The sequence below is a fragment of the Methylibium sp. T29 genome, assembly GCF_000576205.1.
Lineage (GTDB): Bacteria > Pseudomonadota > Gammaproteobacteria > Burkholderiales > Burkholderiaceae_C > Methylibium > Methylibium petroleiphilum.
The window spans coordinates 1-26,077 of the sequence record NZ_AZND01000030.1 but is presented as its reverse complement, the minus strand read 5'-3'; the positions used below and the strand labels follow the sequence as shown (position 1 = coordinate 26,077).

The following is a 26,077-nucleotide window of genomic DNA, read 5'->3' as shown; positions in this document are numbered from 1 at the left end:
GGCGCGCGGGCTCAACAACTCGGCCGCTTCGAGGCGCCCGGGGCGACGCGTGACGAGCGCCGCAGCGACAGCGTGTCCGCTGCGACCAGCCTGTCCTGGGAAGTCGACCTGTTCGGCCGACTGCGCAGCGCGGCGCAGGCGGCCGATGCGCGCGCCCGGGCTGTCGAGGCCGATGCCGCCGCGATGCGGCTGGCCGTCGCTGCCGAGATCGCGCAGGCCTGGTTCAGCCTGAACGGCACGCGGGCGCAGATGCAGTTGGCGAGCAAGGTGGCGGATAACCGCCGCTCGACACTGGACCTCGTGCTGCGACGGGTCGCGGCCGGCTACGCGTCGCCGCTCGACGAGGCACGGGCGCGCGCCGAGCTCGCCGCGGCCGAGTCGGATCGGCCCGCCCTCGATGCAGCGCTGGCGGTGTCCAGCCATCGCTTGGCGGTGCTGCTCGGCGCGTCGCCCTCGGGCTACGAGGCGCCCTCAGCGGCACATCGGTCGCCGATGCCGGTGGCGCTTCGCCTGCCCGATCCTGCGCAGTGGGCGGCACAGCGCCCGGACCTGCAGGCCGCCGAGGCCCGTCTGCAGGCCTTGTCCCTGGACGTGGAGGCGGTGCGTGCCGAGTTCCTGCCGCGGCTGTCCATCTCCGGCGTGCTCGGCGTCGTAGCCGGCTCGGTCTCCGGGTTGGGTGCGGCCGGTGCCGCGTCGTGGTTCGTGGCGCCAAGCGTGTCCGTGCCGGTGTTCGACCACGCCCGTATCGACGCCCGGCTGCAGGCGACCCGGGCCGGTGAGCGCGAAGCCCTGCTGGCCTACCGGCAGCGTGTGCTGCTGGCAACAGAAGAGGTGGAGAGCACACTGGCCCAGGTGCGGCAGGGACAGCTGCGTCTGGCCTCCCTGCAGGAGCAGGCCCGGCAGGCCGTGGTCGCCGAGCAACTCGCGCGCAAGCGCTTCGAGGCCGGCGGCACCGACCTGCTGGAATTGCTTGACGCGCAGCGTTCCGCACAGCAGGCCGAGATCGGCTTGTCGGTGGCCCTGACAGGCCAGCAGCAGCAGGTGGTGGGCCTGCAGCGCGCGCTGGGCGCGCGCTTCTTGCCGGTGGATGGGGATGCGAAGCTAGCCTTCGGAAGCCGATCCTCGCCGAACTGAGGACGGCTGAGCCGTTGCCGTGCATTGACAAGCGGAACGTGGCCGACGGATTAACCCAGCTCACAACACCCCGTCCAAGGGGACGAAGTAGACTCTGCGCATGAATGTGTTCGCCCGAACGCTGCTGGTCTGGCTGGTTGTCCTTGCGCTTCCGCTGCAAGGGGCGGCGGCCGCCACCATGGCGTTCTGCGGCGCGGCCCACCACGGCGGCGGGACTGCGCTGGGTGCGGTGGGCCACCCGGCCTCTGGGCACTCGCATCACGGTGCTGCTGGCTCCGAACACCACGCCGATGACGACGTGTCGGCCAATGTCGTCTCCGACGACGCATCGTCCGCGTTGAAGGCTAGCCAGCCGGCCGATCAGACGTGCAGCGTCTGCGCTTCGTGCTGTTCGCTGGGTGCCATCCTGGCGACCGTGCCGGTGGTTCCTGCCGCCGATTCAGAGCCGACGGTGTTCACCACAGTCGTGCCCACCGTCGACGCGTTCGCCGCCGACGGCCCCGACCGCCCCCCTCGAATCGTTCTCGCGTAACTGGCCTGGGGCAGCCGCGCGCGCAGTGACGCGCGCCCGCTCGCCAGGTTCCGTTTCGTTCCCGCCGCTTCCGCGGCAGGGACGCCTGCAGACGTTCACGCGAGGATTCCATGGTCCCCACTCCATTGCACCGGTGCAGGCCGTGCGTGCTGCCGAGCCTGCTGCTCACGATGCTGCTTGCCGCGCAGGCACAGGCCCAGTCCCCCACCACACCTCGGCCCGATCCGCTGGATCCGAAGGCTCAGGTCCCGGCACTGCGCTACGAGTCGTCGTTCGAGCAGTTCCGACGCGCCGGCGACGACAAGCCCTTGGCCTGGCGCGAGGCCAATGACGCCGTGGCCCGCATCGGCGGCTGGCGGGTCTACGCGCGCGAGGCGCAACAACCCGATCCCGCCGCAGCGAACAAGCCGGCGGCACCTGCGCAGGCTCCAGCTCCATTGCCGGCGCCTGCGGCCCCGTCAACGCCGATGGGTCCTTCCGGCCACAAGCACTGAGAGGTCGCACGATGAGCCATGACATCCAAGATCTAGCCCCCTCAAGGCGCGGCGCTCGCGGCCTCCGGGTGCTGGCGCTTGTCACCAGCGCGGTGATGTTGGGAGGCTGCGCGAGCTTCAGCGCCGATGGTGGGTTCGGCGCGGTCGAGCGGACCACCAAGGAACGGACCGGCAAGGATCTGCAGTGGGCGCGCAGCGACGCCGAGCTGGACACCATCCACAAGCGCGTGGCAGAACTGCTGGCCAAGCCGCTCACGGTGGACGATGCCGTGCAGATCGCGCTGCTCAACAACCGCGGGCTGCAGGCCGACTTCTCGGAACTCGGCATCACCGAAGCGGAAGTCGTACAGGCCGGACGCCTGCCGAACCCGGGCTTCAGCTTCGGGCGCATGAGCCAGGGCGACGAGCGCGAGATCGAGCGCGGCCTGCACTTCAACCTGGCGCGCCTGGTCGCAATGCCGCTGGTCGGACGGATGGAGGCACGCCGTTTCGAGCAGGTGAAGGCTCGTGTGGCGATGAGCGTGCTGTCGCTGGCCGCCGACACGCGCAAGGCCTACTTCACCGCGCTTGCAGCGGAAGAGACCGTTCGCTACATGCGGCAGGTCAAGGAGGCGGCCGACGCCAGCGCCGAACTGGCCCGGCGGATGGAGCAGGTCGGCAACTTCAACAAGCTGCAGCGTGCCCGGGAGCAGTCGTTCTACGCCAACGCGGTGCTGCAGCTTGCGCGGGCAGAGCAGGCCCAGCGCTCGACGCGCGAGAGGCTGGTGCGCCTGCTCGGCGTCTGGGGTCCGCAGACTCAGTTCACCCTGCCCGAGCGCCTGCCGGACCTACCTGCATCGCCCAAGGAACTGCCCGACATCGAGCAGGTGGCGATGGCGCAGCGGCTGGACGTGCAGAGCGCCAAGCTGGCGGCGGAGCAGACCGCCAGCAACCTGGGCCTGACGCGGACCACCCGCTTCGTCAACGTGCTGGAACTCGGCCTGGTGCGCAACAGCTCTAACGAGGCGCCCACGCAGCGCGGCTGGGAGATCGGCTTCGAGCTCCCGCTCTTCGACTGGGGTGGCGCGCGCGTCGCACGCGCCGAGGCGGTGTACATGCAGACGCTGCATCGCGCTGCCGAGACCGCGATCAACGCGCGCTCCGAGGTGCGCGAGGCCTACACCGGCTACCGCACGGCCTACGACATCGCACGTCACCACCGTGACGAAATCGTGCCGCTGAATCAGCGCATCGCCGAGGAGAACGTGCTTCGCTACAACGGCATGTTGATCGGCGTGTTCGAACTGCTTGCCGATGCGCGCACGCAGATCGCCAGCGTCAACGCCGCCATCGAAGCGCTGCGCGATTTCTGGATCGCGCAGGCAGACCTCGACATGGCCCTCATCGGCAAGCCCAGCCTCGCGGCTGCTGCCGGCCCCGCGATGGCGGCCGAAGCCGCCGGGGCAGGCCACTGAACATGAAGGACTCTCACATGCTCTCTCGACGCAAGATGCTCGGCGGCGCCGGCGCCATCACCGCGGCCGCGGCCGCCGCCGCCGTCAGCAAGGTGGCGATGGCGGCGCTGCCCGAGCCCGTCATCCAGACCAAGCCCGATACCATGCCGCCGCTGGTGCCGAACACAGGGCGCCCCTACAACCCCGTCGTCACGCTCAACGGCTGGACGCTGCCCTGGCGCATGAACCAGGGCGTGAAGGAGTTCCACCTCGTCGCCGAGCCGGTGGTGCGCGAGATGGCGCCCGGCTTCAAGGCGCACCTGTGGGGCTACAACGGGCAGAGCCCCGGGCCGACGATCGAGGTGGTGGAAGGCGACCGTGTTCGCATCTTCGTCACGAACAAGCTTGGCGAGCTGACCAGCATCCACTGGCACGGTCAGCGCCTGCCCAACGGCATGGATGGAGTGACTGGGCTGAACCAGCCCGGCATTCCGCCCGGGAAGACCTACGTCTACGAGTTCGTGGCGCGCCGCCCCGGCACCTTCATGTACCACCCGCACGCCGACGAGATGGTGCAGATGGCGATGGGGATGATGGGCTTCTGGATCACCCACCCGAAGAACAAGCACCCGCTGATCGACGAGGTCGACCGCGACTTCTGCTTCCTGCTGAACGCCTACGACATCGAGCCGGGCAGCGCCACGCCGAAGATCATGACCATGCTCGACTTCAACCTGTGGAGTTGGAACAGCCGCATTTTCCCGGGCATCGACCCGCTGGTGGTGCGCCACATGGACAAGGTGCGCATCCGCGTCGGCAACCTGACGATGACCAACCACCCGATCCACCTGCACGGTCACGAGTTCCTGATCACGGGCACCGATGGCGGCCCGACACCCAAGAGCACACGCCAGTACGAGGTGACGGCCGACATCGCGGTGGGCAGATGCGGCAGTTGGACTTCCTGGCCGACGAGGAAGGCGACTGGGCCTTCCACTGCCACAAGAGCCACCACACGATGAACGCGATGGGCCACAACGTGCCGACCATGATCGGCGTGGACCACCGCGGCGTGGCCAAGCAGATCACGAAGCTGATCCCCGACTACATGGTCATGGGCGAGCGCGGCATGAAGGACATGACCGAGATGGAGATGCCGCTGCCCGACAACACGGCCGCCATGATGACCGGCACCGGCCCGTTCGGTGCTGTCGGCATGGGCGGCATGTTCAGCGTTGTGAAGGTGCGCAAGGGCCAGAAGCGAGGCGACTACACCGACCCGGGCTGGTACCAGCACCCGCCGGGGACCGTGGCCTATGAGTTCACGGGCGCGCTGCCCGACCCGGCGCGCTTCAAGGCCGACGCCAGCCCGGGGGCCGGCTCCATGCCGTCGATGGCCAAGCCCGCCCAGGACATCGAGGTCAAGGTGCGCAAGCCTGCAGGCGGCCACTCGGGCCACTGACCATCACCGACCCAGGAGAACTGCATGAACGAAGCAACGACGACCAAGGGTGGCCGCCGCGCCGCCATCACGCGCCTCGCGGCCACCGCCGCGGCTTTGGCGGTACCGCTGCTGGCCTCCCGCGCGCAGGCCCACACCGACAAGCCGCACGCTCCCAAGTCAGGCCCGGTGGTCAAGGAACAGAAGGACTGGGGCATTGCCGGCGACGCCAAACGCGCCAAGCGCAGCATTGCGGTGGGCATGGGCGACAACATGCGCTTCACGCCCCAGCGCATCGAGGTGCGGCAGGGCGAGACCGTCAAGTTCGTCGTCCGCAACGACGGCACGCAGTTGCACGAGTTCGTCATCGGCACCAAGGCCGAGAACGCCAAGCATGCCGAGATGATGGTGAAGTTCCCGAACATGGAACACGACGAGCCGTACATGGCGCATGTGCCACCCGGCAAGTCCGGCGAGATCGTCTGGACCTTCAACCGCGCCGGCGAGTTCGAGTTCGCCTGCCTGATCGCCGGTCACTACCAGGGCGGGATGGTGGGCACGATCGTCGTTGCACCGGCGCGCAAGGCATGAAGCGCCGTCGCGCAATCGCGTCCCTGCTCGGCGCTGGCGGACTGCTGGCGATCCCGGCGGTGCTGCAAGCACAGGGCCAGGCGCAAGCTCAGGCCGTGTGGGTCGAGGTCTGGAAGAGTCCGACCTGCGGCTGCTGCAAGGACTGGATCACGCACCTCGAGGCCAGCGGCTTCCGCGTCAAGGTCAACGACACAGGCAACACCGCGGCCCGTGCGCGGTTGAACGTGCCCATGAAGCTCGGCTCGTGCCACACGGCGCTGGTGGGCCGGTACGCCATCGAGGGGCACGTACCAGCAGCCGACATCCGCCGGCTGCTGAAGGAGCGGCCCGAGGCGATCGGCCTGGCCGTACCGGGCATGCCGGTCGGCTCCCCGGGCATGGACGGCCCCGCTTTCGACAACTTGCAGGACCCCTACGACGTGCTGCTCATCGCCAAGGATGGCAGCACGCAGATGTTCAACAGCTACTTCAAACAAAAGGAACGTTCATGAAGCTCCAAGCAACTCTCCGGCGCACCCCCGGCCTCGTATTGCTCCTCTCCGCCGCTGCCCTGGCGCCGGCCTGGGCTACCAGCCACCAGGGTGGTCACAGTGCGCATGGCGATCATGGCAAGCCGACCGCGCAGGCAGCCGTCGGCGACATGACGGACGGCGAAGTGCGCAAGGTCGACAAGGAGGGCGGCAAGCTGACCCTCAAGCACGCCGACATCAAGAGCCTGGACATGCCGGCGATGACGATGGTGTTCGCCGTCAAGGACAAGGCGATGCTCGACAAGCTGAAGGCCGGCGACAAGATCAGGTTCAAGGCCATCAACGATGCGGGCAAGTACACCGTCACAGAGATGCAGATGGCACAGTAGCCCGTGGTGGGCCCGCCCGCGATGGACCGGGCCCCCATCTCTGCGACCCTTGGACGGTCGGTTTGACAGGCCTTAGACCCCAAGACATGAACATCAAGAACATCCGAACCTGCGGCATGCTGGCCGCGGTGGCACTGTGCGGCGCGGCCTCTGCTTCCAACCACATCGTTGACATCACGTGGTCGCCCGACGGCCGCTTTGCGCACAAGGCGCAGGTGGCCGCGGGCAAGTTCGTCGAGGTCTGCGGCAAGCTGGCGTCGGGGGACGGCGTGCGCTGGAGCTTCACGGCCGCGGCACCTGTCGACTTCAACATCCACTACCACGTCGGCAAGGATGCCGTGTTCCCGGCCAAGCAGTCGCAGGTCGCCATTGGCCGCGACACGCTGAACGTCACGGTGACACAGGACTACTGCTGGATGTGGACGAACAAGGGCAGTGCACCGGTGAACCTGACGGTCGAACTGGCGCGCTGATTGCAGCCGCGCTCACCAGGCCGGCCGCGGTGCCCGTCAGCTGGCCCGGCGACGCGCCCGCCCTGGTTGCAGTCCCGCCGTCTTGCCGGACGCGTGGCGCGGCGCGGCCGTCGGGGCGCCTGCTTCGTGGGCGAGCGTGTCGATGATGGGGCAGTCGGGCCGGTCGTCCCCGTGGCAGCAGTGCACGAGGTGCTCGAGCGTGGCCTTCATCGCGTGCAGTTCCTTGAGCTTCTCATCGAGTTCCTGGATGTGCGCCTGCGCCAGGGCGCGCACCTGTCGGCTCGGGCGCTTGCGGTCTTGCCACAGACCGAGCAGTTCGCGAATCTGCTCGATGGAGAAGCCCAGGTCGCGCGACTGGCGGACAAAGCGCAGCGTGCTGACGTCCTTGGCGGTGTACTGCCGGTAGCCCGACTCGGTGCGCAGGGCCTCGGGGAAGAGGCCGACGCTTTCGTAGTGGCGGATCATCTTCGCCGACACGCCGGAAGCTTTCGCGGCTTCGCCGATGTTCATGCTCATCGTTGTTCTCCGAAGGCTGCCACTGGTGAGGGCCGAACTGTCGGCTTTGTTGCACGTCCGTCGGCCACGCCGCGCCAGCGGCGCAGCGTCAGGGCGTTCAGCACCACGCTGACGCTGCTGAAGGCCATCGCGGCACCGGCGATGACCGGGTTCAGCAGTCCGAAAGCCGCCAGCGGAATGCCCAGCACGTTGTAGCCGAAAGCCCAGAAGAGGCCTTGCTTGATCTTCGAGTAGGTGCGGCGCGAGATGTCCAGCGAGTCGGCCACCAGCTGCGGGTCGCCGCGCATCAGCGTGATGCCGGCGGTCTCGGTCGCCACGTCGGCGCCTCCCGCCATCGCGTACGACACGGAGGCAGCGGCCAGCGCCGGGCCGTCATTGAGGCCGTCGCCGACGAAGGCGACGATCTCGCCGGCATCGCGCAGTTCCTTCACGATGGCCGCCTTGTCGCCCGGCAGGATCTCGGCACGAACATCGTCGATGCCCAGTTCCTTCGCGACGGCCTCGGCCGCGCCGCGGTTGTCGCCGGTCAGCATCACGGTGCGGATGCCGAGCTGGTGCAGCCTGGACACGGCTTCCGTCGCCGCAAGCTTGACCGTGTCGCCGAAGGCCAGCAGGCCCAGCAGACGCTGCTGGCCGGCATCGGACCGCACCAGCCACGACACGGTCCTGCCTTGTCGTTCGAGGCGCTGCGCTTCGCCGTGCAAGGGTCCTTCCTCGAGGCCGAGCTCGCGCAGCAGGCGCGTGCTTCCCAGGGCCAGCGTCTGACCGCGCACGACGCCCTGCACGCCGCGCCCCGGCAAGGCCTGGCTGTCGTGCGCCTCGGGCACGGGCAGTCGCTCGTGGCGAATCTGGCCCAGCACGGCGACGGCCAGCGGGTGGCTGCTCGTCTTCTGCAGCGCTGCAGCCAGGCGCAGCACCTCGTCCCGGGCCATGCCCTCCGCCGCCACGACGGCGGCCAGCGACGGCTTGCCCTCGGTGAGCGTGCCGGTCTTGTCGAACGCGACGACGGTCACCGCGTGCGCCACTTCCAGCGCCTCGGCGTCCTTGATCAGGATGCCGTGGCGCGCGGCCACCCCCGTGCCGGCCATGATGGCCGTGGGCGTGGCCAGGCCGAGCGCACAGGGACAGGCGATGACCAGCACGGCCACGGCGTTGATGAGCGCCTGTTCCCAGTCACCGGTGAAGCGACCCAGCCCAGGAAGGTCAGTAGCGCGATGCCCAGCACCACGGGCACGAAGACCGCGCTGACGCGGTCGACGATGCGCTGGATCGGTGCCTTCGCGGCCTGGGCCGATTCGACCATGCGGATGATGCGGGCCAGCGTCGTCTCGGCGCCGATGGCCGTGGTGCGGACGGTGAGGGCGCCTTCGGCATTGATGGCACCGCCGGTCACCTTGTCGCCCACGCCCTTGGCCACCGGCAGGCTCTCGCCGGTGATCAGCGACTCGTCGATGTGGCTGCGGCCTTCGACGATGTCGCCGTCGACCGCCACGCGGTCACCGGGGCGAACGACGACGAGATCGCCGACGACGACGTGCTCCACCGGGAGGTCCACCTCGCGGTCGCCGCGGCGCACGCGCGCGGTGGTCGGGCGTAGAGCGTTCAGCGCGCGGATCGCGTCGGCGGTCTGGCGCTTGGCGCGCTGTTCGAGCCACTTGCCCAGCAGCACCAGCGTGATGACGGCCGCCGACGCCTCGAAGTACAGGTGGGGCATGCCATGCGCGGCATGCTCGAAGAGCAGGTAGACCGACAGCCCATAGGCCGCCGAGGTGCCCAGCGCCACCAGCAGGTCCATGTTGCCGGTCTTGGCGAGCGCAGCCTTCCAGCCGGCGCGGTAGAAGCGCCCGCCGAGCCAGAACTGCACCGGCGTCGCCAAGGCCAGCTGCACCCAGCCGTCCAGCATCCATTCGATGCCGAATAACTGAAGCAGCATCGGCAGCACCAGCGGGAGCGTCAGCGCACCGCTCAAGGCGACCGGCCACCACGCCGGCAGACGTGCTGCCGGTTGGGGCTTCGTTTCCTGAAGATCCTTGGCGGAGTAGCCGGCCTTCTCGATGGCGGCCTTCAGCGCGGTGACCGGCACCGTCGACAGCGCCCGGATGCTGGCCTTCTCGGTGGCGAGGTTGACCATGGCGCCTTCGACCCCGGGCACCTTGAGCAGGGCCTTCTCGACGCGGGCGACGCACGAGGCGCATGTCATGCCCTCGACCTGCAGCGTGGTCTCGGTCGTCGCGACCTCGTAGCCGGCCTTGCGCACGGCAGCGGTCAGCGTGTCCGCGGTCACCCCGGAATCGGCACTTACCGAGGCCTGTTCCGTCGCCAGATTGACGCTGGCCTGCTGAACGCCGGGCACCGCCTTGAGTGACTTCTCGACGCGCATGACGCAGGAGGCGCAGGTCATGCCAGTGACCTGCAGCTTGATCTCGGAGAATGCGGCGGTGCTCATGGTGATCTCGGGCGGTTGTTCGATGGTGCGCATCGTCAAGGTTCTGACGATGGCAAGGTCAACCGCCGTCGAGCAATTCTGCCCACCGTGATTGTGGATTCACGGAGAGATTCGCTTGACCTTCCCACACTGGGAAGGCCGAGAGTCGGGCGGTCAACCACCCTCGGAGAGAGCCATGATTGCCTTCCAAGTCAACGACATGACCTGTGGCCACTGCGTCAGCACCATCACCAAGGCGCTGAAGGCACGGACAAGGATGCCAAGGTCCAGATCGACCTGGCGACGCACCGGGTGCAGGTGGAGCCGGTCTCGGCCGATGCCGCGAAGCTCGAGGAAGCCATCAAGGACGCCGGCTACACGCCCGTACCCGTTGCAGCGGTGGGCCTTTAGGCTTCGGAGCCCGCACGTGGATCGTGTTGCCGGCATTGGGACCTGAGCGATGCCCGTGAGGCGGAAGTACAGGACAGTGGCGCTCGGCGTCGGCGCTGTTGCCGTGACGGTCATCGTCGCCTATGTCCTCTGGGGCGCCGGCGGACCTGCGGAGCCGGTCTATCGCCTGCGTCCCGACGACATCCGGCTCACGGCGATGGGGCAGCGCGTCTACTCGGCGCAGTGCGCGGCCTGCCACGGCGCGAGGCTGGAAGGGCAGGCGAACTGGCGCGAGCGCGGGCTGGACGGCAAGCTGCCGGCTCCACCCCACGACGCGAGCGGGCACACCTGGCATCACGACGACGAACTGCTGTTCCGCATCACCAAGCATGGCGTGGCCAAGGCCGCGAACCTGAAGGACTACGCCTCGGCGATGCCGGCCTACGATGGCGTGCTCAGTGACGAGGAGATCGTCGCCGCGCTCTCGTGGATCAAGTCGCAGTGGCCCGCGCAGATTCGCTCGCGTCACGACGACCTCAACCGCGCGAACGGTCGTTGAGCCGTGTGGCGCCTTGACTTCCTTCGCCGGGCGATCCGCCGGACCGTCGACGCGGTGACCGAGGCCCCGGAGTTCAACGTGGTCCTCTTTGCGCTGCCGCTCAACTTCGCGTGGGAGATCCTGCAGGCGCCCTTGTATGCAGGCATGGCGGACACGCCGCACGCGCTGGTGACGAGGGCGTGCCTGCAGGCCACGTTCGGCGACGCAGTGATCATGCTGCTGGCCCACGGCACCGTCGCCGCCATCGCACGCAGCCGCCGCTGGATCGTTGCGCCACGCGGATGGCAACTGGCCTTGTTCGTATCGATCGGCGTTTCGATCACCGCAGCCATCGAGTGGCTGGCGACGCGCGGGTACTGGAGCGCGCAGTGGACCTACCTGCCGACGATGCCGCTGGTGCCCGGTGCAGGCATCGGCCTGGCGCCGCTGCTGCAGTGGGTCGTGTTGCCGCTGCTGACCGTGTGGCTCGTGCGGCGGCAACTGGCCCGGCGTCCGTAAGCCCTTCCCAGGCACCGACCGCTTCACGCAGGCGGTCGTGATGCATCTCATCGGTGGGTACGCTGGCGCACAGCCGGCGCCGGCCGAAGCCGTGATGCTCGGAAGTTGAAAAGCTGTGGCCTTTCAGGAATGCGATATGCCTGTCGGCTGTCAGGGGTCCGCCTGCCTTGCCATGGCGCACCGACCATTCGACATCACTCCAGGAGGCATCGATGAACTTCAAGACCTTTAGCCCCTTCAAGTCCGTGTGCCTGGTGCCGCTGACAGCACTCTGGCTCGCATCCACGCCGGCGCAAGCCCAGACGGCGCCTGCGATGGCCCCCGTCCGCCAGCGCACCCATGGCACCGATGCACAAGGGCACCGCCGGACCGCATGACATGAAGGCGTCCATGATGATGGGCATGGACGGGATGCAGAAGATGCCGATGTCAGGCGACACCGACAAGGACTTCGCGATGATGATGAAGCTGCACCATCAGCAGGCTCTGAATATGGCCGAGCTGGAACTGGCGAATGGCAAGTCCGCAGAGATGAAGGCCATGGCCAGACAGATCATCGCGGCGCAGAAGAAGGAGATCGCGCAGTTCGACAAGTGGCTCGCCAAGCAGAAGTGAGGCGTGACGGTGGATGGTCCTGGATGGATCGCGGGCGGCACCTTGCACGGCATGGATGGAGTGCCTCTCGCCCCGGACTGCGACGCGCTCAGGCCTCGGGCGCGATGTCGATGACGACCTTGCCGACATGCCGTGCCGCGGCCAGGTACTCGTAGGCTGCTGCGGCCTGGTCGAAGCCGAAACGGCGATCGATCAGGGGACGAATGCCCGAGCGCTCGACGAAGCGGACCAGCTCCTCGGCCATCGTGCGGCTGCCGACCAGGATGCCGCGCAGGCGCAGGGCGCCATCGATGAGGGCGTCGGCATCGAGTGCGCCGCCCCAGCCGGAGGTGCCGCCCACCACGGCGAGCGTGCCTTCCGGACGCAACGCGGCCATGGATTGTCCCAGCGTGTCGCGCCCCGACGTCTCGAGCACCAGGTCCACGCCCCGCCCGCCGGTCAGTTCCCGGACTCGGGCGGCCCACTGGGGCTGCGCGCGGTAGTTGATCGTGTCGTCGGCGCCCAGGCGGCGGGCGATGTCCAGCTTGTGGTTTTCGGACGACGTGATCAGCACCCGCAGGCCGGCCGCCTTGGCCAGCTGCAGGGCCCAGATCGATACCCCGCCGGTGCCGAGCAGCAGCACCGTGCTGCCCGGCTTGAGCGCACCGGCGACGAACAGGGCGTTCCAGGCGACGACGCCCGCACAGGACAGGGTGCTGGCTTCGGCGAAGCTGAGTGACGCCGGCACTGCCACTAAAGCGTGCGCGGGCAGCACCACGTTTTCTGCCAGCATGCCCGGCCCGCGCGCGCCGAGCGAACCGGCGGTCTTGTCGGGGGTGACGGCGCCGTCGATCCAGTTCGGGAAGAAGCTTCCCATGACCCGGTCGCCTGCCCGCCATTGCGAGACGGCCGCGCCGACTTCCAGCACCACGCCCGCACCGTCGGAACAAGGCGTGATGGCGGGCGAGCCTTCGGTACCACCCCGCGCGATCTCGAGGTCGCGGTAGTTCAGCGACACGGCATGCATGCCGATGCGAACCTCGTGCGGCTGAAGCGGCAGCGCTGGAATCTCGACACGTTCCAGGCCCTTGATGCCTTGTCCCCGATGAAGTCGATAGGCGTGCATGGCGTTCTTTCGAAGTGGAAGGGGAACTGCCGACGGCGTTCCGATCGATCAAAGTCTATGAGGACAGGAGTTCCTCTTTGAGGTATGTTGGGAGCCAGTGTGTAGAGCCGGAGGCGCCAATTGAGTGCTCTCGAAACGGAAGAACGTCTCAAGGGCATCGCGACCTTCGTGCAGGCCGTCGAGGCCGGCAGCTTTGCGCTGGCGGCGGCCCGGCTGCGGCAGACGCGATCGGCCGTGGGCAAGAGCATCGCGCGGTTGGAGCAGCGCCTGGGCACGCGCCTCTTCAACCGCACCACCCGTCGCCAGAGCCTGACCGAGAACGGGCAGGCCTTCTTCGAGCGCTGCAAGCGGGCGCTGGCCGAGATCGAGGCCGCCGAGGCCGCGCTCGATGCCTCGGGCCGCGACCTGATCGGTCGGCTGCGCGTCAGCGCGCCGCTGCTGCTCGGGCGCGAGATGGTGGCCCCGCTGTTGTCGCGGCTGGTGGCACTGCATCCGCGGCTGGAACTCGAGGTGGCGCTGTCCGACCGCGTGGTCGATCTGCTGGAGGAAGGCTTCGACCTCGGCGTGCGCCTCGGCACGCTGCGCGACAGCGCCACGCTGGCGGCGCGGCGCCTGGGCAGCTTCGACTTCGTGATCTGTGCGGCACCCGCCTACCTGGGCCGCCGAGGCGTTCCGGTGAGCGCCGACGACTTCCGGCATCACACCGCCATCGTCTACGCCAGCAGCGGGCCCGAAGCGCCCTGGCTGGCCGCCGACGCCGACGGCCGCGAGCAGGAACTCCTGGTGCAGCGCCGCCTGCGCTTCGACGACGTCCAGGCGATCGCCGATGCGGCACTTGCTGGCGCCGGCCTGGCGCGGCTGCCGCGCTGGCTGGCTGCGCCCCACGTCGCGGTGGGTAACCTGAAGTTCATTGGCGACGGGCGCCACGCCCACGCCGTGGCGGTGCACGCCGTGTGGCCGCAGACCCGGCATCTGCCGATGAAAACGCGCGCCGCCATCGACCTGCTCGCCAGCGAGATTCCCGGCATGCTGTCCGACGGCCCCCGCTTCAAAGCCATCGGCGAGATCGCTTGATTGGTGCCTCGGCGGCGCCTGAGTTGTTCTTCAATGAACCAATGAGGACTTCGCGTCCGCCTAGAGTGGCTTAGCCATCAAGGAGCATCGATGAAAGTCCAGAAGATTGCCGCGTTCTCCGATGGCGACGTGGGCGGCAACCCGGCCGGCGTCGCAATCTGCGAGGTCTTTCCCGAGGCGGCCAACATGCAGGGCATCGCCGCGCAGGTGGGGTTCTCGGAGACGGCCTTCGCGGTGCCGAGCGGCCCCCGCTGGCGGGTGCGCTACTTCTCGCCGGAGTCGGAGGTGCCGTTCTGCGGCCACGCCACGATCGCCCTGGGCGCAGCACTGGCGCTGCGCCACGGCGACGGGGTCTTCGCACTGACGCTCAACAACGCCGAGATCACCGTGGAGGGTCGTCGCAGCGGCGACCGCGTGGCGGCCGCGCTGCAATCGCCGCCCACCCGCAGCCGGCCGGCGGCGCCTGCGGTCGTGGACGAAGCCCTGGCCCTGTTCGGCTACACGCAGGGCGATCTCGACCCGCGCATCCCACCCGCCGTTGCGCACGGCGGGGCCGACCACCTGGTGCTCGCGCTCCGTTCGCGCGCTGCGCTCGCTGCGATGAAGTACGACCTCGACGCGGGGCGCCGCCTGATGAACCGGGAGGGCTGGGTCACGATCCTGCTGGCCCACGCGGAGACCGCGCAACGCTTCCACACGCGCAATCCGTTTGCCTCCGGCGGCGTCTACGAAGACCCGGCCACGGGCGCGGCCACCGCTGCGTTCGCGGGCTACCTGCGCGACATCGCATGGCCCCACCAGGCGCGATCGACATCGTGCAGGGTGAGGACATGGGCGTGCCCTCCCGCCTGCGCGCCGAGATACCGCCGGAGCCCGGCAGCTCGATCCGTGTCTCGGGTACCGCGAGACTCATGGAGTCGTGATCGGAAGAGTTCTGGGGGCTTGACCTTGCCACGATGACAAGGTTGACACTCTTTTCCAGGCGCAACACCCACATCACGGAGGATCCATGGCACGACTCATGAACATCGGTGAAGCCGCAGAGGCGGCAGGCGTCTCGGCGAAGATGATCAGGCACTACGAGCAGATCGGCCTGGTCCCGGCGGCCGCCCGCACGGACTCGGGCTACCGCCAGTACAGCGAGCGCGACGTCTCCATCCTTCGATTCATCCGCCAGTCGCGGCAGCTGGGCTTCTCCATGGAGCAGATCGCCAACCTGCTGGGCCTGTGGAGCGACGACCGTCGCGCCAGCCGCGAGGTGAAGGCCCTGGCCCAGGGACACCTCGATGCGATCGAAGAGAAGATGCGCGAGATGGCCGAGATGCAGCGCGCCCTGAAGCGGCTCGTGACCTCGTGCCACGGCGACGACGATCCGCACTGCGCGATCCTCGACGAGCTGGCGGTCCGCAGCACCGAGGCTCCCGCGCCGGGTGCGGTGGGCGGGCAGCCGCTGCGCAAGTCCACGGCCAGGGCGGCGCACCCGGCACGGCCGCAGGCTTCCGCCTCGGCCCCGCTGGACTTGATGGCGTGGACGCGCAACATCCACGCCAGCTCGGGTCATCACTGACCTGGTCGAGCGCGAGTCCTGAAGCTGCGACTGCTCGCTTCATGTCACAGCTGCCGAACCCGGTGTGTCTAAGGAGATAGGGCCGCATCCGCAGTCCTGTTTCGTTCCATCCCAAGGAGACACCATGGACCGCACTGCTCTCATCACCGCGCAGCCCTTCGACGTGAAGATCCTCGCCAACGGCCGGGACATCAGCGACAAGTCACCGGTCGTCCAGGTTCGGTACCACGCCGACGGCAGCGGCTCGCGCACCTTGCGCGACGGCAGCGTCGTCGCCGGGCGATGGCAGTTCCTCAACCCGCAGCAGACCCAGATCCAGGTCGACGGTCCGGAGGGCGCTTCACGCTGGGTGGTGGTCGAACTGAACGACCGGGTCTACCGCAAGGTCGACATCGACACCGGCGTGGAGTTCGTGCACCTGCCCCAGGGCCGGTGACGGGGGCGGGCGATGAAGATCGAAGTCGAGGCGGCTCTCGTCCTGCGCGCCCAGGGCGGGGAACTGCTGGCACTGGAAGCGGTGCTGCGCCAGATCCAGACGCCCGTCTACAACCTCGCGGTGCGAATGCTCGGGCGCCGCGACGACGCACAGGACGCTACGCAGGAGATCCTGCTCAAGGTCACGACGCACCTCGGTGGCTGGCGCGGCGAGAGCGCCTTCGGGACCTGGGTCTACAGCATCGCCGGCAACCATCTGATCAATGCGCGCAGCCGCTCGCCGCACCGGCACGAACTCAGCTTCGAAGAGCTGGGCGAGCAGCTGGACCGCGGACTGGAGTACGCCGAGCGCATCGGCTTCGGCGAGCGGGCTCTGACGCCCGAGGACAAGCTCGAGGCTCGGCGCACGGCGCTGTCTTGCACCCAGGCCATGCTGACCTGCCTGGACGCGCCGGGCCGGCTCGCCTACGTGCTGGACGAGATCTTCGGCCTGGAGTCCCCGGCCGCGGCCGAGGTGCAGGGCATCACGCCGGCCGCTCACCGGCAGCGGCTGGCCCGTGCACGCCAGGCCGTGCACGGCTTCATGGCAGAGCGCTGCGGCCTCGTGAGAGCGGACGCGCCGTGCCGCTGCGTGCGGCAAACCCCCGGCAAGCGCGCCGCCGCGGCCCGGGGTCGCACCGTGCCAGGCCTGACGGTCGACCCCTCAGAGCTCGACGCAGCGAGCCAGGCGCTCCAGGAGCTCACGGCGCTGGGCGATGCCGCGGCACTGTTGCGCGGTGCCCCGGAATACCGGGCGCCCGATGCGATGCTTCAAGGCATCCGCCTCGTCGTTGCCCAAAGCGGGATGCTGCGGCAATGAGCGCGCTGCCGTTCGCGTTGCCCTTCGCCATCGAGCCCGAGCCGCTGGCGCTGCGCCTGGCCGCCTTTCACGGCCGGCCGGAAATCGTCTGGCTCGGCCTGGCAGGTCGGTTCGAGGGCGACGGCATGGCCGTGGTGCGCTTCGAGCGCCTCACGCCCGGCCACCTCGGCGGTGCCGGTACCGCTGCGCTGAACGGTGGAATGATCGCCTCCGGCTTCGATGCGGCCTGCGTTCTCGCTGCACTGGGTCACGTCGACACCGAGGTGGTCGCGACCCTCACGCTGCAGGTCCAGTACCTGCGCCGCGCCATGGCCTCGCCGTCGCTGATCTTCCGCGCCAGCGCCACGAAGGCGGCGCGCAGCGTGGTCTTCGTGCACGCGGTGCTGGAAGACCCGTCGCGAGGCAGCGAGCCCCTCGCGGTCGCGCAGGCCACGCTGGCCCCGGTACGGGCGCGGTCAACGCGGCCGCACGGGGAGGTTGTCGGCCGGCCGGCCGAGGCCCTCTCGCCTCTGCCAGTCTGATCAGGCGACCGCCGCCGCCGCGATCGCGGCGTCGATGCGGCGCGACAGCGCAGACCCGCGGGCAAGCAGGAAGCCTTGCAGCCGCTCGCCATAGGTCGGCGACACCGCCTCGACCACCGAAGGCCGCACGGCCAGCGCCTCGCGCCAGCGCTGCACTTTCGGGACTCCGGTCGAGAAGCCGAAGTCGCTGATCCGGTCGAAGGTGTCGAAGTAGCGGAACGCCGGCGCGAAGGCCGCGTCGACCATGCCGAAGGCAGGGCCCGCGAAGTAGGGCCCGTCGCCGAGCTCGGCTTCGAGCTGCGTGAAGCGCGCCTGGATGTCGGTGGCACGCGCCTTCAGCGCGGCCTCGTCCGGGGCGTTGTAGAAGGCGCCGATCGCGTTCAGCAGCGCCGAGCCGAACTCCATCCACGCGCGGTGCTGCGCACGCTGCACCGCGTCCTGCGGGTGCAGGCGGGGCAGCGCGGTGTCCTCGAGGTACTCGCAGATGACGGCGGACTCGAAGATCGGCGCACCGTCCACCAGCAGCACCGGCGTCTTGCCCAGCGGCGAGACCGCGAGGAACCAGCCCGGCTTGTTCGCCAGGTCGATGTCGCGTCGCTCGAAGGGCAGGCCCTTCTCGGCCAGCACGATGGCCGCCCGCTGCACATAGGGGCAGAGGGCGTGCGACACCAGCACCAGGCTTGCGTTTCGTGACGGCCCGCTCACTTGGTCAGTCCTTCGGCCGCCAGCGCGGCCTGCACCTGCGGCCGTTGCGAGACCCGGTCGAGATAGGCCCGAAGGTTCGGGTACGCCGTCAGCGGCATGGCCAGGAAATTGGCCCAGTTGACGATGGTGAAGGCGTAGGCATCGGCGACGCTGAACTCACCTGCGAGGAACGCCTGCTGCGACAACAAGCGGTCGAGTTCGGCAAAACGCTCGGCGAGCTTGTCCTTGACCGCACGGCGGGTCGAATCGGCGGTCTCCTTGTGCCACAGCCAGGGGCTGAAGACCTTGTGCAGTTCGGTGCTGACGAAGGTCAGCCACTCGACAACCATCAGACGACGGGCTGAGCCTGCCGCGCCGATCAACGCCTGCGCGGGATCGAGGTCCGCGACGTACTGCAGCAGCGACGCCACCTCGGTGTGGCGCGAGCCGTCGTCGAACTCCAGCAGGGGCACGTAGCCGCGCGGGGAGATGTCGAAGTAGTTGGTGCCGTCTGCAGTGACGTGCCGGGCGAGGTCGACGGCGACGCCGTCGAACGGGGCGCCGACCTCGCGCAAGGCGATGTGGACGGCCAGCGAGCAGGCGCCGGGTGCGTAGTAGAGCTTCATGGATCGTTCTCCAGGTTGGGTTGTGATGTGCGTGGATGCAATGGACGAGACAGGGTCATGCGGAACGGAAGCGGGGCACCAACAGCGGGCTTCGCTTGATCGCGGCGGCACCGTCCCCCAGCAGCCACAGCGCGATGGACGCGGCAATCAGGAACACCGGGTACTCCCAGCCGCCGCCGCTGCTGGTGTGGACCCATCCGTTGGGCAGGTGCACCCAGCGGCCACAGCCATCACCGGCACCAGCGCCAGAGCCGCCTGCCGCGCATAGAGGCCCAGCAGCAGGGCGATGCCGCCCAGCAGTTCGGCGGCGAACACAGGGTAGGCCAGCACGCCGGCGAAGCCGATGCTCGCGAAGTACTGCGCCGTGCCCGGCAGGGTGAAGACGAGCAGCTTGAGCAGCGCGTGGGCGATCCACATCAGGCCCAGGCTGACGCGCAGGACCGTGATGCCGAGCTGGGTGGAGGAAGGAAGGGTTTGCATGGCGGAACTCCGATCGGGTGGTGAAGACCTTCACTGTAGGATTGCGAAGAAGCAAGCAGAATAGTTGGAGAAGCAAACGATGATTGCAGCGACGCAATACCAGATGAGTCCCAGCGACCTCGACGTCGTTCTCGCGCTGGCGCGTGGTGGAACGCTCGCGACGGCGGGCGAGCGGCTCGGGGTGGACGCGTCCACGGTGTTCCGTTCGCTGCAGCGCATCGAGCGCGGTCTGGGCCGGCCCTTGTTCGAGCGCACCCGCTCGGGCTATCTCGCCACCGAGCTGGCCACCCAGCTGGCGGGGCATGCCGAGCAGTTGGAGGCGGCGCTGGACGCGGCACGGGCCTGCGTCGAGTCGGCGCCCGCGCAGATCTCCGGCAGCGTGCGCATCACGACGACCGACACCATCCTGCACGGCCTGATCGCACCGGCGCTGAAGTCGCTGCAGGCGCAGCACCCCCTGCTGAGCTACGAGCTCCACACGGGCAACGAGCTGGCCAGCCTGACCCGCCGCGACGCCGACATCGCCGTCCGGGCCACGAAGCGGCCGCCACAGCACCTCGTGGGCAAGCGCATCGGGCCGATCCGTGTGGCGCTGTATGCGGCCGCGAAGGGCAGGGTGCGCAGCTTCGCCGATGTCGAGGCCGGCAAGGCGGACTGGATCGCTCCGGACGATGCCCTGCCGGAGCACCCTTCGGTGCTTTGGCGCAAGCGCCACTTTCCCAAGGTGGCGCCGCGCTACCGGGTCAACAGCATCCTGTCGGTGCTGGAACTGGTCGCGCTGGGCCTGGGCGTCGGCATCGTGCCGCTGTTCCTGGCCGCGGGGCGTCGGGACGTCGTTCGTCTGACGGAGCCGCTCGACGAGTCGGAGACGGAGCTGTGGCTGCTGACGCATCCGGAGTCACGCCATCTCCGACGGGTCGGCGCGGTCTACACGCACCTGGCCCACGCCATGACGATGCCCTGAGCCCACTGCGCCATCGGGTGCTCCGAACCGGCAGGTGCGCCGTCGCCCAGGCCTTGACCTTCCGGCAGTGACAAGCTTGAAAGTTCGTCTCAGGCGGGCCGTCCGGACCGCCCTGCAACGAGATTCTTGCCATGAGTGCCGTCGTCATCGCCGTGCAGACCGAACACAGGCTCGCCGCCGCCGCGAAAGGACGCGCCGCAACCCGGCGACGCTCGCAGCATGGGAGGCCGGCATGAAGTTCATCTCGCTGCGAGTGCGGTCCTGCCTGGTGGTCCACGGCTACACGCCGGACAACCGCGAAGTCGTCGAGCGGGTCGAGGACGGGGCGTGGACCGACAAGATCATCGCCACCGAGCGCATCCAGTCTGTGAGCGAGCAGTACGTCCTGGTGACCGGCTCGCACGGCCGCCTGATGTACTGGGAGTACGAAGGCGGCATGGACGCTGTCCGGCAGCAAATGATCCGCAGCGGCCTCTTGCTGGACCGACCGGCCGAATGATCGACGACGACGTTTTCGAGTCCCCCGCGACGGCCGGCTGTGCCGTCACCAACGGTCGAGCCGCCCAGAGGTGTCCCGGCCTCCCTCAACCGCTGACATCACACTCACCATGCCCTACCTGAACCTGAACCTGCCGACGGCACCGTCCGCCGACGTGGCCGCCAAGGCCGCAGAAGTGCTGACCCGTCTGACCGCCGAGTTGCTCGGCAAGAAGCCCGAGCTCACGGCGGTGGCGATCACGGCCACCGCACCGGGAGCCTGGTACGTCGGCGGCCGCGCGCTGCCGGCCGGCCTGTCGTCCTTCTACCTCGACATCAAGGTGACCGAAGGGACGAACACCAAGAACGAGAAGGCGCGCTACGTCGAGGCCGTCTTCAAGGCCATGACGGAGCTTCTGGGGGAACTCGCGCCTGCCAGCTACGTCGTCATCCACGAGGTGCACGCCGACGCATGGGGCTACTCGGGGCAGACCCAGGAGTTCCGCTACATCAAGGGCAAGCCTCTCTGAGTACTCCGCCGACAAGCATTCGCTGAGGAGGCAACAGGTTACTGCTAGTCGTCGTGGCGAGTGGGCTTGCCGTGTCGACCCACGCTACCACGCCGTTCTCGCTGTCAAGGTCTGCGCGCTCGCGGGGCGAGCGCTTGCGGCCTGCGGCCGTCTTCGAACCCTGACAGCTGCGCTGCGCCGTGGTGCTCCGGTCTCGGGCAATCCCGCCCGACACACCGGAGTCCGCCATGTCGTCCTCTTCGACTCATCCTTCCGCTGCCGTTGCGACCGATGCGCTGCTGGTGCGCGATGTCGACGGCCAGTACCGACCGGCGCTTGCCGAGGAGGTACTGAGCCACGCGCGGCGCGTGCTGGCCCACCGCGTGCGGCGCGGTGCCACGATGTCGTCGCCGCAGGCGGTGAAGGACCATCTGCGGCTGGAGATCGGGGCGCTGGAGCACGAGGTGTTCTGCGTGCTGTTCCTCGATGCACAGCACCGGATCATCGAGCTGAAGCAGATGTTCCGCGGCACGGTGACGCAGACCTCGGTCTACCCGCGCGAGGTGGTCAAGGAGGCGCTGGCCTGCAACGCTGCGGCGGTGATCCTGGCGCACAACCACCCTTCGGGTGCGGCCGAACCGAGCCGTGCCGACGAGTTCCTGACGCAGACGCTGAAGACGGCGTTGGCGCTGGTGGACGTGCGGGTGCTCGATCACTTGGTGGTGGCGGGCGCCGAGGTTCGTTCGTTTGCCGAGCTTGGACTGCTCTGAGCGCGGTGGGGCGCCGGGCGCGCCCCTTGCGTTCTCGCTATTCCGTGGCGTTGATCAGGCGAGCCCGATCCTCCGGATGTCGAGCGCGAAGGGGCCTGCCTGGCGGGCGGCGATCATCAGGCCGACCTGGCGGATGCGCGCTGGGTCGAGTGGTGGAGCATCGGCAATCTCGTGTCCACGGAAGCTGGCGCGGAAGTCGGCCAGCGGCAGGCGCAGGGTCTGCCAATCGCTGCCTGCTGGAGCAAAGCCGGTTGATAGTTCAGGCTGTCGAAGCCGTCGTCGGTCAGCAGGCTGAGCTTGAACTGCTTCTTGTCGCCGCGTACCTCGAGCAGGCAGGCCGCCGCGCCCGGCAGACCCCGTTCACCCGGGCTGGACCGCACGGAGGCGAAGCCGCCATGGCGCTCCAGGGAGACGGTGCCCTCAAACACGGCGTGTCCTGCCGGGTCGTGGCGGAGAGTGCTGCGGGAGACGCCGCCCATGACGCGGTCGTCGATGGCACGCCAGGCGGCCACTGCGACAGGGTTGGCGAATTCGAACAGCAGCGTCGGCACGGCGAGGGTTTCGGGGGTTGCAGGGCTGGGCGCTTCAGGCGCCGTCACTCATCGGTGCTCAGGATGGCGACGATGTCCTGGCGATCGCCGAGCAGGCGGACGACGTCCAGGTGGTCCGTGGCCTCGAAGTAGAGCCATTGCATGGGAAAGCCGGTGACGCGCCAGGAACGCAGGCCCGGGATCTCGCACAGCAGCCCCAGGCGGGGCGAGCCCATGCCGGGCATGCGCTCGATCGGTTCGAGGGCGGCGATGGCGGCGTCGAACATGCGCTCGGCCAGCTCGACACTGCCTTCGTTGGCGTAGTGCCTCGTGGCTTCCAGCAGATCGGCCTCGGCCTGCGGGCGCAGGTGGGCGCGCTTCAACGTGGCTTGCCCAGGGCCTGCTTCTTCAGCTGGGCGGCGCGATGGGGGGTGAGCTCCTGGCCGGGGCCGGAGTTCAGGCCCTCTTCGATCAGCTCGCGCAGGCGCTTCTTCGCCTGCTCTTCCTGGTCGCGGCGGATCAGCTCGCGCAGGTACTCGCTGGTGTTGCCGTACTGGCCGGAGCGCACGCGTTGATCGACATAGTCGCGCATGGCTTCGGGCAGGGCGAAGCTCATGGTGTTGGTACTCATGGCCGCAATGCTGCTTGCGACTATCAATAGTTGTCAAGAGCTTCCGTGCCCTCGTGGTTCACACACCGGAGCAGGGCGCTTCCGCCGCAGGACTCAGTTCGATCGGATGTGCTGCCGGCACCGCTGCCCTTCGGTCAGGACGGCAGATCCTCCGTTTGCATCAAGGCTTCGATCAACGGGCAGTTCACCTTGCGCTTCGTGGTCGCGCAGCGACTCACCAGTTCCTGCAAGGCTCCTTCGAGCACCCGCAGGGCCTGCAGGCGTTGCCGCACGTCTGCCAGCTTGTCCTCGCCGATCTGGCGCGCTGCCGAGCATCCCCGACCATCGTCGAGCGACAGCAGCGCCTGCACGTCATCGAGGGTGAACCCCAGCGACTGGGCGCGCTTGATGAACCGAAGCCGGGTCAGCGCCGGTGGCGCATACCTACCGATGCCGCCAGCCGGGCGGTCGGGGACAGCCAGCAGCTTGCGACGCTGGTAGTAGCGGACCGTCTCGACGTTGACCCCCGCCGCTGCAGCGAGCTGGCCAATCGACATCTGTTCTCTCATGGGCTTGACTCCGTACTCAGGTACGTACCTAGACTAGCGCGGATCCAAGTTGACAGGAACCTGCGTGTTACGACCCTGGACCACATCCGGCTCGATGCTGAGCGGCGTTGCCGCCGCTATCGGCGCATCGGCCTGCTGCGCCGGGCCGCTGCTGCTGGTGGTACTCGGCATCGGCGGCGCCTGGGGTTCGCGGCTGGTCGCCCTGGAGGCCTACCAGCCGTACTTCATTGCAGCCGCGCTGACCTTCTTCGGCCATGCCTTCGTCAGGCTCTACCGCGCGCCGGAGAACTGCGAGCCCGGCGAGGCCTGCGCGGCCCCGGCCGTGCGCCGCAGGCAGCGCGGCATCTTCTGGGTCGTCGCGGTCGCGGCCGCAGCCCTGATGTCCTTTCCCGTGTATGCGCCGCTCTTCTACTGAGGTGAACCCATGAAGCTCGTCCCAATCCTGATGGCTGGCCTGCTCGCGTCTGCCGGAACCGCGGCTGCGGGCTCCCGCACCGTCACGCTGGACGTGACCAAGATGGACTGCGCGGTGTGCCCGATCACCGTCCGCAAGGCCCTGGAGAAGGTGCCGGGCGTCGAGAACGCCAAGGTCGACTTCAAGAGCAAGCGGGCGATCGTGGCGTTCGATCCCGCGAAGACCTCGCCAGAGGCACTCGCGCGGGCCACGGCCGACGCGGGGTTCCCTTCGTCCGTGAACCAGGGTCAGTGAGGTGGGCGCGATCGTTCTTCAGTCTGTCGTGACCTGTCCGCAGTGCGGCCATGCGAAGGAGGAAACGATGCCGACCGACGCCTGCCAGTGGTTCTACGAGTGCGAGCGCTGCAAAGTGGTGTTGCGTCCGAAGGCGGGCGACTGCTGTGTGTTCTGCTCCTTTGGCACCCACAAGTGCCCGCCGATTCAGGCGGATGGATCTTCGTCGTGCTGTTCGCGCTGAGCGTCTCGTTGGCGACCTGAGGCGGTGATCCGCACTGCGCGGCCTGTGCCATCGGCGTCGTTGTCGCTCGAGTTCGAGGTAGTGGTCTCCCGGTCCCGTTGGATGCATGGCAATGCCTCCGGGCGAGGTGTCGTTGGCCCGCCACGTTGAGATTGATCGATTCGAGCGCGGCCGATGTGCAGCAGCGGGTGCATGCAGGTCCTGGTGGGCCTGGGCGTCTCCCCGCTGTGCGGGGCCGGGCTGTCGCGCTGCGCGTCGAGCCGCCGGGGTACCGGCGTCTCGCCCCTGACGGGCTTCCATCCCTGACGCAACGCGGTCAGGCCGGCAGAGCCGGCTGAGACACGCGGCGGCCCTTTCCCGTGCCCGGGGATCGCGGGCCCTGTTCCCTTCACGCTGCGCGTGAACGAGGCCCGCTTGGCGAACTGACCGGCTTGCAGGTCGCTGCGCTCGGTGCGGCGCCGGCCAGATCGCCACCCCGGTCACCCGCCATGCCCGGAGCCGGGCCGCTGAATGCCGCAAGGCAGACAGATGCTCGCAGCGGCTCGACCGCCGCGCCATTCGCTGCGCTCGGTGGCACGTCGGCCGCAGAGCCGCCGCTGCTCGTGATCGTGGGGTCGGCTGCGCTGCAGACGCTGTGCCAGGCGGGGCTGGCACGGCGGCCGCGACGCTGCGCCGCCCTGGGGGAGGAGGCAGCCCGTGCGCCAGTCGTCCCACCGCGCCTCCCCCCACGCGCCCCCGTCAACCAGTGAGGGGGACTTGTGGGGGGATCTTCAAGCGGTGGGCCGGGAAACCGGCTCACTGCTTCGGCTGCGAACAACCCCACCCCATCCCCAACCCCTTCCCGTGAGGAAAGGGGCCATGCCCCACCCCCCGCCCGCCCGTGGGCGGGAGCGAGGAAGTCCGAGCGAGAGGATCAGTTTTCAGGGAACCCGGACCGGGACCCGGCTGGTTGCTCTCGATCGGAGATCGTCATGGCGAACGTTTCTGTCATCCAGCGTCACGCGCACCTGGCCGGGGCCGTCAAGCTCGAATTCGTCAACGGCCGCGAAGGCAAGATCGCCAAGGCCGTGCTGACCGCGATCAGCAACACGCGGCGCGGTTCGGGTGAAGCCCGCGAGGAGGAATCCACCGCGATCCAGTGGACGCTGTGGGGCAAGCAGGCCGAGAACGCGGCCGAGTACCTGGGCAAGGGCTCGCACGTCAACATCGTCGGCCGGCTGCGCAACAACAACTACGAGAAGGACGGCGAGACCGTCTACGGCATGGCGTTCACGGCCGAGGAGATCGACTATCTCGACAGCCGCGCCGAGAGCGAAGCCCGCCGCAACGGCGACCCGGTGCCGAAGGCGGCACCACCAGCGCCGAGCGCCCCAGCGCCCCGGCTGCGAGCCGCCAAGCCCCGCAG

General features: G+C 68.7%; 32 protein-coding genes and 6 pseudogenes. 28 read left to right on the top strand and 10 right to left on the bottom strand.

The annotated features are described in order from the left end of the window. The 9 genes and pseudogenes from x551_RS06485 to x551_RS06445 all read left to right on the top strand — a co-directional run. Nucleotides 1-1,134, top strand: a 1,134-nt coding sequence (locus tag x551_RS06485; protein ID WP_051511874.1) for a TolC family protein, incomplete at its 5' end; no start/stop codon positions are given. Nucleotides 1,135-1,234: 100 nt separating this feature from the next. Beyond that, on the top strand, nucleotides 1,235-1,666 hold the full coding sequence (locus x551_RS06480; RefSeq protein WP_036228837.1) for a hypothetical protein: 432 nt from the start codon (nucleotides 1,235-1,237) through the stop codon (nucleotides 1,664-1,666). 146 nt (nucleotides 1,667-1,812) lie between these two features. After that, the gene (locus x551_RS06475; protein WP_036228838.1) at nucleotides 1,813-2,160 is read left to right on the top strand and encodes a hypothetical protein; all 348 of its coding nucleotides are present in this window, start codon (nucleotides 1,813-1,815) and stop codon (nucleotides 2,158-2,160) included. A gap of 11 nt (nucleotides 2,161-2,171) precedes the next feature. Continuing rightward, nucleotides 2,172-3,614: a TolC family protein gene (locus x551_RS06470; protein WP_051495437.1), complete on the top strand. Its 1,443-nt coding sequence runs from the start codon at nucleotides 2,172-2,174 to the stop codon at nucleotides 3,612-3,614. Between the two features lie 17 nt (nucleotides 3,615-3,631). Then, a pseudogene (locus x551_RS06465) lies at nucleotides 3,632-5,055 on the top strand (copper oxidase). 24 nt (nucleotides 5,056-5,079) lie between these two features. Next, a complete protein-coding gene (locus x551_RS06460; RefSeq protein WP_051495439.1) occupies nucleotides 5,080-5,625 on the top strand; it encodes a cupredoxin family protein in 546 nt (181 codons plus the stop codon). Continuing rightward, on the top strand, nucleotides 5,622-6,116 hold the full coding sequence (locus x551_RS06455; RefSeq protein WP_036228842.1) for a DUF411 domain-containing protein: 495 nt from the start codon (nucleotides 5,622-5,624) through the stop codon (nucleotides 6,114-6,116). Before x551_RS06460 ends, x551_RS06455 begins: the two co-directional genes overlap by 4 nt. Continuing rightward, entirely contained in the window at nucleotides 6,113-6,484 is a 372-nt protein-coding gene (locus x551_RS06450) for a copper-binding protein (protein WP_051495442.1), read from the top strand. Before x551_RS06455 ends, x551_RS06450 begins: the two co-directional genes overlap by 4 nt. An 86-nt stretch (nucleotides 6,485-6,570) precedes the next feature. Beyond that, nucleotides 6,571-6,957, top strand: coding sequence for a hypothetical protein (locus tag x551_RS06445; protein WP_036228848.1), 387 nt, complete (start codon nucleotides 6,571-6,573; stop codon nucleotides 6,955-6,957). A 36-nt stretch (nucleotides 6,958-6,993) separates the two neighbouring features. On the opposite strand, the gene cueR (x551_RS06440) is transcribed toward x551_RS06445, so the two are convergent. Both cueR (x551_RS06440) and x551_RS06435 read right to left on the bottom strand, forming a co-directional pair. Next, nucleotides 6,994-7,467, bottom strand: coding sequence for a Cu(I)-responsive transcriptional regulator (gene cueR / locus x551_RS06440; protein ID WP_081771240.1), 474 nt, complete (start codon nucleotides 7,465-7,467; stop codon nucleotides 6,994-6,996). A 2-nt stretch (nucleotides 7,468-7,469) separates the two neighbouring features. Then, a pseudogene (locus tag x551_RS06435) lies at nucleotides 7,470-9,919 on the bottom strand (heavy metal translocating P-type ATPase). Between the two features lie 15 nt (nucleotides 9,920-9,934). Here x551_RS06435 and x551_RS28125 point away from each other — a divergent pair. From x551_RS28125 to x551_RS06420, 5 genes are all read left to right on the top strand, one after another. Further along, nucleotides 9,935-10,309 carry a heavy-metal-associated domain-containing protein gene (locus x551_RS28125; RefSeq protein ID WP_310732181.1) on the top strand — a complete coding sequence of 125 codons (375 nt, stop codon included), beginning with the start codon at nucleotides 9,935-9,937 and terminating at the stop codon, nucleotides 10,307-10,309. 49 nt (nucleotides 10,310-10,358) lie between these two features. Continuing rightward, nucleotides 10,359-10,847: a cytochrome c gene (locus x551_RS06430; RefSeq protein ID WP_036228850.1), complete on the top strand. Its 489-nt coding sequence runs from the start codon at nucleotides 10,359-10,361 to the stop codon at nucleotides 10,845-10,847. 54 nt (nucleotides 10,848-10,901) lie between these two features. Beyond that, a complete protein-coding gene (locus x551_RS06425; protein ID WP_036228958.1) occupies nucleotides 10,902-11,345 on the top strand; it encodes a hypothetical protein in 444 nt (147 codons plus the stop codon). Between the two features lie 212 nt (nucleotides 11,346-11,557). After that, nucleotides 11,558-11,722, top strand: a complete 165-nt coding sequence (locus x551_RS25780) for a hypothetical protein (RefSeq protein WP_155935767.1) — start codon at nucleotides 11,558-11,560, stop codon at nucleotides 11,720-11,722. Then, nucleotides 11,694-11,960: a DUF305 domain-containing protein gene (locus x551_RS06420; RefSeq protein ID WP_152543435.1), complete on the top strand. Its 267-nt coding sequence runs from the start codon at nucleotides 11,694-11,696 to the stop codon at nucleotides 11,958-11,960. Before x551_RS25780 ends, x551_RS06420 begins: the two co-directional genes overlap by 29 nt. A gap of 88 nt (nucleotides 11,961-12,048) precedes the next feature. Here the strand turns inward: x551_RS06420 and x551_RS06415 are convergent, their stop codons facing one another. Then, the gene (locus tag x551_RS06415; protein WP_036228853.1) at nucleotides 12,049-13,065 is read right to left on the bottom strand and encodes an NAD(P)-dependent alcohol dehydrogenase; all 1,017 of its coding nucleotides are present in this window, start codon (nucleotides 13,063-13,065) and stop codon (nucleotides 12,049-12,051) included. A 120-nt stretch (nucleotides 13,066-13,185) separates the two neighbouring features. On the opposite strand from x551_RS06415, the gene x551_RS06410 reads away from it, so the two are divergent. The 6 genes and pseudogenes from x551_RS06410 (at nucleotide 13,186) to x551_RS06385 (ending at nucleotide 17,521) form a co-directional block, all read left to right on the top strand. Continuing rightward, nucleotides 13,186-14,139 carry a LysR family transcriptional regulator gene (locus x551_RS06410; RefSeq protein WP_051495445.1) on the top strand — a complete coding sequence of 318 codons (954 nt, stop codon included), beginning with the start codon at nucleotides 13,186-13,188 and terminating at the stop codon, nucleotides 14,137-14,139. Between the two features lie 90 nt (nucleotides 14,140-14,229). Further along, nucleotides 14,230-15,062, top strand: a pseudogene (locus x551_RS06405) (PhzF family phenazine biosynthesis protein). A gap of 98 nt (nucleotides 15,063-15,160) precedes the next feature. After that, nucleotides 15,161-15,541: pseudogene (gene cueR / locus x551_RS06400) on the top strand (Cu(I)-responsive transcriptional regulator); the annotation flags it as partial. 289 nt (nucleotides 15,542-15,830) lie between these two features. After that, nucleotides 15,831-16,142 (top strand): hypothetical protein, encoded by a 312-nt coding sequence (locus x551_RS06395; protein WP_036228858.1) that lies wholly within the window; start codon nucleotides 15,831-15,833, stop codon nucleotides 16,140-16,142. Between the two features lie 12 nt (nucleotides 16,143-16,154). Continuing rightward, complete coding sequence (locus tag x551_RS06390) at nucleotides 16,155-17,000, top strand: RNA polymerase sigma factor (protein WP_036228861.1); 846 nt, start codon at nucleotides 16,155-16,157, stop codon at nucleotides 16,998-17,000. Continuing rightward, a complete protein-coding gene (locus tag x551_RS06385) occupies nucleotides 16,997-17,521 on the top strand; it encodes a PaaI family thioesterase (protein WP_036228863.1) in 525 nt (174 codons plus the stop codon). Before x551_RS06390 ends, x551_RS06385 begins: the two co-directional genes overlap by 4 nt. On the opposite strand, the gene x551_RS06380 is transcribed toward x551_RS06385, so the two are convergent. From x551_RS06380 to x551_RS06370, 3 genes and pseudogenes are all read right to left on the bottom strand, one after another. Beyond that, on the bottom strand, nucleotides 17,522-18,196 hold the full coding sequence (locus tag x551_RS06380) for a glutathione S-transferase family protein (RefSeq protein WP_231497449.1): 675 nt from the start codon (nucleotides 18,194-18,196) through the stop codon (nucleotides 17,522-17,524). Nucleotides 18,197-18,222: 26 nt separating this feature from the next. After that, complete coding sequence (gstA, locus tag x551_RS06375; protein ID WP_036228868.1) at nucleotides 18,223-18,831, bottom strand: glutathione transferase GstA; 609 nt, start codon at nucleotides 18,829-18,831, stop codon at nucleotides 18,223-18,225. Nucleotides 18,832-18,886: 55 nt separating this feature from the next. Further along, nucleotides 18,887-19,311 (bottom strand): annotated as a pseudogene (locus x551_RS06370) (DoxX family protein). Nucleotides 19,312-19,390: 79 nt separating this feature from the next. Here x551_RS06370 and x551_RS06365 point away from each other — a divergent pair. The 4 genes from x551_RS06365 to radC all read left to right on the top strand — a co-directional run bounded on the left by x551_RS06365 (nucleotide 19,391) and on the right by radC (nucleotide 22,031). Then, the gene (locus x551_RS06365; RefSeq protein ID WP_036228869.1) at nucleotides 19,391-20,275 is read left to right on the top strand and encodes a LysR family transcriptional regulator; all 885 of its coding nucleotides are present in this window, start codon (nucleotides 19,391-19,393) and stop codon (nucleotides 20,273-20,275) included. A gap of 232 nt (nucleotides 20,276-20,507) precedes the next feature. After that, entirely contained in the window at nucleotides 20,508-20,774 is a 267-nt protein-coding gene (locus x551_RS06360) for a hypothetical protein (RefSeq protein ID WP_036228872.1), read from the top strand. A gap of 109 nt (nucleotides 20,775-20,883) precedes the next feature. Beyond that, nucleotides 20,884-21,282 carry a tautomerase family protein gene (locus x551_RS06355; RefSeq protein ID WP_036228873.1) on the top strand — a complete coding sequence of 133 codons (399 nt, stop codon included), beginning with the start codon at nucleotides 20,884-20,886 and terminating at the stop codon, nucleotides 21,280-21,282. A 227-nt stretch (nucleotides 21,283-21,509) separates the two neighbouring features. Then, entirely contained in the window at nucleotides 21,510-22,031 is a 522-nt protein-coding gene (gene radC / locus x551_RS06350) for a DNA repair protein RadC (protein ID WP_036228876.1), read from the top strand. A 54-nt stretch (nucleotides 22,032-22,085) separates the two neighbouring features. Here the strand turns inward: radC and x551_RS06345 are convergent. The 4 genes and pseudogenes from x551_RS06345 to x551_RS06330 all read right to left on the bottom strand — a co-directional run bounded on the left by x551_RS06345 (nucleotide 22,086) and on the right by x551_RS06330 (nucleotide 23,740). Beyond that, nucleotides 22,086-22,510, bottom strand: a pseudogene (locus tag x551_RS06345) (CIA30 family protein). A gap of 116 nt (nucleotides 22,511-22,626) precedes the next feature. Beyond that, nucleotides 22,627-22,944 (bottom strand): type II toxin-antitoxin system RelE/ParE family toxin, encoded by a 318-nt coding sequence (locus x551_RS06340; RefSeq protein ID WP_036228879.1) that lies wholly within the window; start codon nucleotides 22,942-22,944, stop codon nucleotides 22,627-22,629. Then, the gene (locus x551_RS06335) at nucleotides 22,941-23,192 is read right to left on the bottom strand and encodes a type II toxin-antitoxin system ParD family antitoxin (RefSeq protein ID WP_036228883.1); all 252 of its coding nucleotides are present in this window, start codon (nucleotides 23,190-23,192) and stop codon (nucleotides 22,941-22,943) included. The genes x551_RS06340 and x551_RS06335 overlap by 4 nt, the downstream gene beginning before the upstream one ends. A gap of 134 nt (nucleotides 23,193-23,326) precedes the next feature. After that, a complete protein-coding gene (locus tag x551_RS06330) occupies nucleotides 23,327-23,740 on the bottom strand; it encodes a MerR family DNA-binding protein (RefSeq protein WP_011829260.1) in 414 nt (137 codons plus the stop codon). Nucleotides 23,741-23,804: 64 nt separating this feature from the next. On the opposite strand from x551_RS06330, the gene x551_RS06325 reads away from it, so the two are divergent. The 4 genes from x551_RS06325 to x551_RS06315 form a co-directional block, all read left to right on the top strand. Further along, nucleotides 23,805-24,155 carry a mercuric transporter MerT family protein gene (locus x551_RS06325; RefSeq protein WP_011829261.1) on the top strand — a complete coding sequence of 117 codons (351 nt, stop codon included), beginning with the start codon at nucleotides 23,805-23,807 and terminating at the stop codon, nucleotides 24,153-24,155. A 9-nt stretch (nucleotides 24,156-24,164) separates the two neighbouring features. Further along, nucleotides 24,165-24,449, top strand: a complete 285-nt coding sequence (gene merP, locus x551_RS06320; RefSeq protein ID WP_011829262.1) for a mercury resistance system periplasmic binding protein MerP — start codon at nucleotides 24,165-24,167, stop codon at nucleotides 24,447-24,449. Nucleotide 24,450: 1 nt separating this feature from the next. Continuing rightward, a complete protein-coding gene (locus x551_RS24135) occupies nucleotides 24,451-24,672 on the top strand; it encodes a GDCCVxC domain-containing (seleno)protein (protein WP_081771238.1) in 222 nt (73 codons plus the stop codon). Between the two features lie 971 nt (nucleotides 24,673-25,643). Next, nucleotides 25,644-26,077: single-stranded DNA-binding protein (locus x551_RS06315; RefSeq protein WP_253950310.1), on the top strand; the 434-nt coding region annotated here is incomplete at its 3' end.

What these genes read in the sequence shown, in the direction of transcription:
- x551_RS06480 (WP_036228837.1), top strand. Translation starts at nt 1,235, where the DNA reads ATGAATGTGTTCGCCCGAACGCTGCTGGTCTGGCTGGTTGTCCTTGCG.
- x551_RS06470 (WP_051495437.1), top strand. Translation starts at nt 2,172, where the DNA reads ATGAGCCATGACATCCAAGATCTAGCCCCCTCAAGGCGCGGCGCTCGC.
- x551_RS06460 (WP_051495439.1), top strand. Translation starts at nt 5,080, where the DNA reads ATGAACGAAGCAACGACGACCAAGGGTGGCCGCCGCGCCGCCATCACG.
- x551_RS06455 (WP_036228842.1), top strand. Translation starts at nt 5,622, where the DNA reads ATGAAGCGCCGTCGCGCAATCGCGTCCCTGCTCGGCGCTGGCGGACTG.
- x551_RS06450 (WP_051495442.1), top strand. Translation starts at nt 6,113, where the DNA reads ATGAAGCTCCAAGCAACTCTCCGGCGCACCCCCGGCCTCGTATTGCTC.
- x551_RS06445 (WP_036228848.1), top strand. Translation starts at nt 6,571, where the DNA reads ATGAACATCAAGAACATCCGAACCTGCGGCATGCTGGCCGCGGTGGCA.
- cueR (WP_081771240.1), bottom strand. Translation starts at nt 7,467, where the DNA reads ATGAACATCGGCGAAGCCGCGAAAGCTTCCGGCGTGTCGGCGAAGATG.
- x551_RS06430 (WP_036228850.1), top strand. Translation starts at nt 10,359, where the DNA reads ATGCCCGTGAGGCGGAAGTACAGGACAGTGGCGCTCGGCGTCGGCGCT.
- x551_RS25780 (WP_155935767.1), top strand. Translation starts at nt 11,558, where the DNA reads ATGAACTTCAAGACCTTTAGCCCCTTCAAGTCCGTGTGCCTGGTGCCG.
- x551_RS06420 (WP_152543435.1), top strand. Translation starts at nt 11,694, where the DNA reads ATGCACAAGGGCACCGCCGGACCGCATGACATGAAGGCGTCCATGATG.
- x551_RS06415 (WP_036228853.1), bottom strand. Translation starts at nt 13,065, where the DNA reads ATGCACGCCTATCGACTTCATCGGGGACAAGGCATCAAGGGCCTGGAA.
- x551_RS06395 (WP_036228858.1), top strand. Translation starts at nt 15,831, where the DNA reads ATGGACCGCACTGCTCTCATCACCGCGCAGCCCTTCGACGTGAAGATC.
- x551_RS06390 (WP_036228861.1), top strand. Translation starts at nt 16,155, where the DNA reads ATGAAGATCGAAGTCGAGGCGGCTCTCGTCCTGCGCGCCCAGGGCGGG.
- x551_RS06385 (WP_036228863.1), top strand. Translation starts at nt 16,997, where the DNA reads ATGAGCGCGCTGCCGTTCGCGTTGCCCTTCGCCATCGAGCCCGAGCCG.
- gstA (WP_036228868.1), bottom strand. Translation starts at nt 18,831, where the DNA reads ATGAAGCTCTACTACGCACCCGGCGCCTGCTCGCTGGCCGTCCACATC.
- x551_RS06365 (WP_036228869.1), top strand. Translation starts at nt 19,391, where the DNA reads ATGATTGCAGCGACGCAATACCAGATGAGTCCCAGCGACCTCGACGTC.
- x551_RS06360 (WP_036228872.1), top strand. Translation starts at nt 20,508, where the DNA reads ATGAAGTTCATCTCGCTGCGAGTGCGGTCCTGCCTGGTGGTCCACGGC.
- x551_RS06355 (WP_036228873.1), top strand. Translation starts at nt 20,884, where the DNA reads ATGCCCTACCTGAACCTGAACCTGCCGACGGCACCGTCCGCCGACGTG.
- radC (WP_036228876.1), top strand. Translation starts at nt 21,510, where the DNA reads ATGTCGTCCTCTTCGACTCATCCTTCCGCTGCCGTTGCGACCGATGCG.
- x551_RS06335 (WP_036228883.1), bottom strand. Translation starts at nt 23,192, where the DNA reads ATGAGTACCAACACCATGAGCTTCGCCCTGCCCGAAGCCATGCGCGAC.
- x551_RS06330 (WP_011829260.1), bottom strand. Translation starts at nt 23,740, where the DNA reads ATGAGAGAACAGATGTCGATTGGCCAGCTCGCTGCAGCGGCGGGGGTC.
- merP (WP_011829262.1), top strand. Translation starts at nt 24,165, where the DNA reads ATGAAGCTCGTCCCAATCCTGATGGCTGGCCTGCTCGCGTCTGCCGGA.